Here is a 3,087-nt window from a genome sequence, read left to right as displayed (position 1 = left end):
CGGTGGGTTGTACACACTCTCCACCGGATTCTCACATTCCTAGTTACTGACGATTCTAGCTCGGGGTCTCTGGATGTGTCGCTGCGCTAAACTAGAACGGATGGGACGTAGACATCGAGGTTGACGAATTGCAGGAGATCCGGGAGACGGTGACGCAGGAGAGAAATGACAGGGGAACGACTTCCGAGGTGATGGTGTCTCGCGTGGACACGTTGGAGGACGTCGGTACGCACACGTTCACCGTCGGCACGGAGGGCGCCGATGAAGCAGAGTTGAGCGACTTCATGTGATGCCGGAAATCGTCAACGTCGTCGCGTCAGGATCACTGGATGCCGAGTTTGACTTGGAGAGAGTTGCTGCTGATATCGGTTCCATCGCTGAGTACGACCCTGACAAGTATCCCGGCATGTATCTGCGATTTGGGGAGGAAGCCCCGCTCATCACCCTCTATCGGACTGGGAAATTCATCGTGACTGGGGCGGATTCAGAGGAGGAGGCACATGCGATACGAGAACGATTTCTCAAGCTTCTCGCAGAGAACGGAATGATTGCAAATCCCGTTGACGAGTGGTTCCAAATTCAGAATCTCGTCTGCACAGCGGAACTAGGGAAATCGCTAAATCTTAGCGCGCTCGCAATTGGTCTTGGCCTCGAAAACACCGAATACGAGCCTGAGCAATTCCCTGGTCTGATTTACCGACCATCTGGGGTCGATAGCGTCGTTCTACTCTTCGCTACTGGTCGTGTCGTGATTACGGGCAACCCTGACCTCGATACAGCAGAGCAGACGTTCGCCACGTTGAGAGATGAAATGACGGACCTCTTCGCCGTCGACTGACCCAGCAGACCAAGAGGCTTCAACGCTGTGCGGGTTCGGTGCCGTGGTCTGAGGGATTCATCGGATAATGATTCAAATCGCAGAGACGCCCATCTGCTGACGGTAACAATCTATCTGCTTACTCACTCAGTCCACTATCTCCACAAATATGGGGGATTGTCAAAATAGGTCACGCGGAGAAAAGCGGTAATTCTGTATCCCATGCAATTCAAATTCCGGAATAAACCAGCACCCATGCACCACCTTCGGAATGACTCTCAGAAATCGTTTGACCTTTTCACACCTCGCTGACCTCGATATCCGAACTCGATTGTTCGATCGTCCATCCAGTCACTTCACCTTCGACGGGGATCTGGTACAATACGTCCGCTTCGCCACCCTCGGGAATCGTTTCTTCAGCGTCTTCTGGTGAGGTAATCACCACGGAACGGGTGAAATGCGAGTCAGCGTCAGTTTCGATGTATGCGTGATCCATGATCTCGTCAATGTGCAATTCTCCTTCGAGAATCTCGAGCGTGAAGACGACCCACTTGTGTTCATCACCTCGAATGAGAACATCGTCTCCCGCGGCATCCTTGACGTGTTGAGGAATAGTGTCCTGGCCCGGGTCTCCTTCTTCGTAACTGTATTCGAGCACTACATCTGCGCCTGCTGATCCGGTACAACCTGCGAGAACGGCAGTACTCGCGCCAGTTGCAACGGTCATGAATTTACGTCGGTTCATTTCAATTGGCATGTTATTTGTTGCTAAAGTAACTATTTCGGATGATTCGTCGGTTTCAACTGCCATTCCTGTCTATTGCGTCTTCGCTCGATGGTTCCCTCATATCGAACGTCGGCAACTCATCGAGAACACTCATATCGCAGTCGAACGGACTCGGGAGTTCGTCAACGAACGCTCGCACGAATCCGTCCGCTCCCGGTTCGATAAGTACCTCCGCGTCTGCGTGTACCGTCTCACCTTCATCATTCTCGTCTGTCGTCGGGACGAGTACGGGAACGCCTTCATCGATGTACTCCTTGGAGACGTTTCTGAGCGCCTTGCTCTCCGTTTTGAGGTTCCCATCCGTGTCGATCGTCCCGACGACCTCGTCTCGTTCGTAGTCGATAATCTCGACCGTCACATTTCCATTGTCTACCGATTCCATCCCCTCGGCAACCGATTGAGCGAAGGATTCGTCCATCCACTCCTGAATTTCGCTGGCATCGGCGTCGGGATCGGGGCGTTCGGGTTCTTCCATAGTGCTATCTTTTGATGCGATTGGTGTTCGTTTGACAGTAGCAATTAATTCTCGCCTCCAAGCGCCCACAATGCCATATCGAGCTTCGGAGACTCACGTCGTGCATGTTTGCGAACGTCTAGCAGGAACCGAGGCACGGCAAATATTCGATGGGGCGTCACAGGTGTCACAGGTGTTTGTGAATTTGCCGTACACAATATGATCCCATCGGGATAATTAAACCCAAATATGACCTGTGACACACGTGACGCCGATTGAAAAACATAAAACTCGTTATTCGGAGCCCGACATTCGACACAAAATGGTAATGTTCCGATTTTATCGAACCAGTCCTATTCCTTCGAACACTCGTGGCCTGGAATCATTTATTCGTTTTTGCGTTTCTCTCACACCTTCGAGGCAGGTGATGCGTCTGGTCACGGCATGTTGCCGCTCCGCGGGTTCATCAACTTCGTCGGCATACTCCACATACGAATCGTACATGTCGGATTTAATTTCCACTGCATCCTTATCCCGAACTGTGCATTCAGCGATGAATCGATCAATTGAGTCGCCGTTCTTTTGCCACAACGCCATTATCTCCTCCGGTGGTCGTGCTGCAGTGAATTCGTTCTGGGCCTGTAATCGCTGATACCCGTGTATTGCCCAGTTCAGGATGCCAGACAATTCCTCATTCGTCGTTAGGCGTTCGACCAAGTCGGTATCTTGCTCATGTTCAGGGACCTGTTGTGTGAACATTACAGTCAACCACCGGTTGTAAAACGCCTCGTCCTCGGCATTACGTTCTGGAGTTTGATTCGCCGAAAAGAAGTGCTTCGTCGTCGGGATGAGTTTGAACGGCTGCTGCTTCTTCCTCTCTGCCTTCATCGGATTCCCCGATGCGAGCTTCTTCACTGTACCGGGGTCATCCGTTCTAGCTTAGTGGCTGGCTGAGATGGCGATCACGCCGAAATTGCGTCGAGTCTGACCGCAATCATGCTGAGATGACTGCTGTTCCAGCAAACCAGT

At 51.9% G+C, this 3,087-nt stretch carries 4 protein-coding genes; 1 reads left to right on the top strand and 3 read right to left on the bottom strand.

Features of this window, described 5'->3' with window-relative positions:
* Nucleotides 1-289: 289 nt before the first annotated feature.
* Nucleotides 290-838 (top strand): TATA-box-binding protein, encoded by a 549-nt coding sequence (locus N0B15_RS15490; RefSeq protein ID WP_263020623.1) that lies wholly within the window; start codon nt 290-292, stop codon nt 836-838.
* Between the two features lie 277 nt (nt 839-1,115).
* Here the strand turns inward: N0B15_RS15490 and N0B15_RS15485 are convergent, their stop codons facing one another.
* The 3 genes from N0B15_RS15485 to N0B15_RS15475 form a co-directional block, all read right to left on the bottom strand.
* Entirely contained in the window at nt 1,116-1,628 is a 513-nt protein-coding gene (locus tag N0B15_RS15485) for a hypothetical protein (RefSeq protein WP_263020622.1), read from the bottom strand.
* Nucleotides 1,618-2,079 (bottom strand): hypothetical protein, encoded by a 462-nt coding sequence (locus N0B15_RS15480; protein ID WP_263020621.1) that lies wholly within the window; start codon nt 2,077-2,079, stop codon nt 1,618-1,620. Before N0B15_RS15480 ends, N0B15_RS15485 begins: the two co-directional genes overlap by 11 nt.
* A 318-nt stretch (nt 2,080-2,397) precedes the next feature.
* Nucleotides 2,398-2,973 carry a hypothetical protein gene (locus N0B15_RS15475; RefSeq protein WP_263020620.1) on the bottom strand — a complete coding sequence of 192 codons (576 nt, stop codon included), beginning with the start codon at nt 2,971-2,973 and terminating at the stop codon, nt 2,398-2,400.
* Nucleotides 2,974-3,087: the final 114 nt, after the last annotated feature.

Source organism: Natronobiforma cellulositropha (genome assembly GCF_025629245.1).
GTDB classification, from domain to species: Archaea; Halobacteriota; Halobacteria; order Halobacteriales; family Natrialbaceae; genus Natronobiforma; species Natronobiforma cellulositropha.
Note: the sequence above shows the minus strand (reverse complement) of the source record. Positions and strands in the feature narration are given on the sequence as shown.

Bases quoted from the DNA above. Each gene is read 5' to 3' on its own strand.
- N0B15_RS15480 (WP_263020621.1), bottom strand. From the start codon at position 2,079: ATGGAAGAACCCGAACGCCCCGATCCCGACGCCGATGCCAGCGAAATT.
- N0B15_RS15490 (WP_263020623.1), top strand. From the start codon at position 290: ATGCCGGAAATCGTCAACGTCGTCGCGTCAGGATCACTGGATGCCGAG.
- N0B15_RS15485 (WP_263020622.1), bottom strand. From the start codon at position 1,628: ATGGCAGTTGAAACCGACGAATCATCCGAAATAGTTACTTTAGCAACA.